General features: G+C 57.9%; 2 protein-coding genes. Both read left to right on the top strand.

Translation table 11 applies throughout. The features are described from left to right. The first annotated feature begins 115 nt into the window (after positions 1-115). A complete protein-coding gene (locus MYY08_RS02475; RefSeq protein WP_288012925.1) occupies positions 116-1,777 on the top strand; it encodes a methyl-accepting chemotaxis protein in 1,662 nt (553 codons plus the stop codon). A 170-nt stretch (positions 1,778-1,947) separates the two neighbouring features. Next, positions 1,948-2,988, top strand: a 1,041-nt coding sequence (locus MYY08_RS02470; protein WP_288012922.1) for a Tar ligand binding domain-containing protein, incomplete at its 3' end; no start/stop codon positions are given.

Here is a 2,988-nt window from a genome sequence, read left to right as displayed (position 1 = left end):
GTGTAAGGCAATGAACGCTGTGCGAGTAGATAAATTAACCAGCGCTACGCTTTTTTCTGCTACGCCAGCCCGCCTGCGAACATTGCCGGTATGCGGTAAACAATAAGGGACTTATATGTTTAAGAATATGAAGATAGTGACAGTATTATTCATGATACTGGCCGTATTGGGCATTATGCAGCTGTCTACAAATGGACTCTATTTTAAGGCAGTGCGGGAAAGCCGGACCAATATTGAAACAGAGCAAATGGACAGCGCACGCCGTGGTCAGCTGCACGCGCTGTGGGGTAATCTGCTGCAAACGCGCAGCTTGCTGAATCGCGCCTCGTTGCGTATCAGCTTGTTTACCACGGAGAATCACAACGATACAGAAGCCGATCAGCTGCTGGCGCTGGCAACACAGTATCTGGCGAAAGCGGACGCCAATTTCGCCAACTTCCAGAAATTGAAGCCGCTGGATGGCCATGAATCGGACCGCATCGCACTCACTGAAAGCTACAAGGCGCTGCATGAAAAGCTACAGGAATTACATGGGTTTCTCGCCAGGCGCGATCTGCAGGCGGCCATCGCGCAGCCGACGCAGCGTTATCAGGATGCGTATGAACAGGCCTACAACAGCTGGCTGGCCAGTAACCGGGAGAGAGCTAAACAAGGTTTGATCGAGAGCCAGGAAAATTATAACGAGTCGCTCGGCGTGGCGATCATGATGCTGGTATTGATCGCCATCGTGCTGGGCGGAATGTGGATCCTGTTACAGCGCATTCTGCTGCGTCCGCTGAACAATGCGATGGCGCATATTAACCGCATTACCGATGGCGACCTGACGACGACAATCGAAATCCATGGCCGCAACGAAATGGGCCAGCTGGCAGAAAGCCTGCGCGATATGCAGCAGTCGCTGGCGCGCACCGTGCGCGACGTGCGCAGCGGGGCGGATGTCATTTACACCAGCGCCAGCAAAATTTCTCTCGACAGCGGCGATCTCGCCTCACGCACCGAGCAGCAGGCCGCCTCGCTGGAAGAGACCGCCGCCAGCATGGAAGAGCTGACCGCGACGGTGAAACAGAATGCCGATAACGCCCGTCAGGCCTCGCAGCTGGCGCTGAGCGCCTCGGAAACTGCGCAGCGCGGCGGCAAGGTGGTAGACGGCGTGGTGAAAACCATGAGCGAAATCGCCGACAGCTCGAAGAAAATCGCCGACATCATCAGCGTAATCGACGGCATCGCCTTCCAGACCAATATCCTGGCGCTGAACGCGGCGGTGGAAGCGGCGCGCGCCGGTGAACAGGGCCGCGGTTTCGCGGTGGTGGCGGGCGAAGTGCGCAGCCTGGCGCAGCGCAGCGCCCAGGCGGCAAAAGAGATTAAGGATCTGATTGTCGCGTCAGTCAGCTGCGTTGATACCGGCTCGGTATTGGTAGGCACCGCTGGTGAAACCATGAGCGAGATAGTCAGCGCGGTTAATCGCGTGACCGACATCATGGGCGAAATCGCCGCTGCCTCCGATGAACAGAGCCGCGGCATTGAGCAGGTCGGCCAGGCGGTGACGGAAATGGACGGCGTGACGCAGCAGAACGCCTCGCTGGTAGAGGCCTCCGCCGCCGCCGCCGCCGCGCTGGAGGAGCAGGCAAGCCGCCTCGGTAAAGCGGTTGCGGTATTTAACCTGCCCGCCGGGGAAGAAACGGTTCGCGAACCGCAGGTCAGACCCGCGCTGACGCTCAAGCCGGGCGCCGCGCAGGAAAAAGAGACCGCCGCTGAGGATAACTGGGTGACCTTCTAATCGCGTTTTGTCCTTTCTCTGTTCTGGCCATGCCGTCTGCGGTCGGCATGGCCTTCTCTGCTTTAAATCCCGCTATTTCCGCTGATTTTACCCTTCCAACGGTAAACGTTGACGTCATCTTGCCGATAACGTTCTGGTAGTGACTTTATTTCTAAATACCAGGGGTAAGTATGTTAAAGCGAATCAAAGTCGTAACCAGCCTGATTGTGGTGCTGGTTATTTTCGGCGCGATGCAGCTGCTTTCGGGCGGGCTGTTTTTCCAGGCGCTGAATAAAGACAAAACCAATTTCAACGTCTCGCAAACGTCCAGTCAAAACATTGCCGCGCTCACCGATGCATGGATCGGCCTCAACCAGGTGCGCATTACGCTTAACCGCGGCATGCTGCGTCTGCAAAGCGATATGGCGGGCAATATCAACGGCGGCGGGCTGGATAGCCTGGTGCAGCAGAGTCGTAACCAGCTGGCGGAAGCGGATAAGCACTACCGCGACTATAAAGGCATGCCTAACACGCCGGGTCTGGACGATAACCTGTCGCAGCGGATGGAAGAGAAGTACAGCGCGCTGGCGAAAAGCCTGAGCGATATGACCGATATGCTGGCGGCAAAACAGCTGGAGGCGATGTTCAAACAGAACATCGAACAGAAGCAAAATGACGCGCAGGCGGTCTATACCGAATGGCGTAGCGCGCAGGCGGTGCTGTCCGCGCAGGGACTGGCGGAAAACGAGCGCGCCTTTAACACCATGCTCTGGATCCTGGGCACGGTAATGACGCTGGTGCTGGCCGTGATTGTACTGTGCTGGTTCGGCCTGCAACGCATTCTGCTGAAGCCGTTACAGACCATAATGCAGCATATTCAGGCGATCGCCGCAGGCGACCTGACGCAGCCAATCGAGGTAGAAGGCCGCAATGAAATGAGCCTGCTGGCGGAAAGCCTGAAAAACATGCAGCAGGAGCTGGTGCGCACCGTCAGCGACGTGCGCGACGGTTCCGACGCCATCTACACCGGCGCCAGCGAAATCACCGCCGGCAGCAACGATCTCTCCTCGCGCACCGAGCAGCAGGCCGCTTCGCTGGAAGAGACCGCCGCCAGCATGGAAGAACTGACCGCGACGGTGAAACAGAACGCTGAAAACGCCCGTCAGGCGTCGCAGCTGGCGCTGAGCGCCTCCGAAACCGCGCAGAAGGGCAGCAAGGTCGTGGACGGCGTG

The organism is Mixta sp. (assembly GCF_024610815.1).
GTDB classification, from domain to species: Bacteria; Pseudomonadota; Gammaproteobacteria; order Enterobacterales; family Enterobacteriaceae; genus Mixta; species Mixta calida.
This window is presented reverse-complemented; position numbering and strand designations above follow the sequence as displayed.

What these genes read in the sequence shown, in the direction of transcription:
- MYY08_RS02475 (WP_288012925.1), top strand. Translation starts at nt 116, where the DNA reads ATGTTTAAGAATATGAAGATAGTGACAGTATTATTCATGATACTGGCC.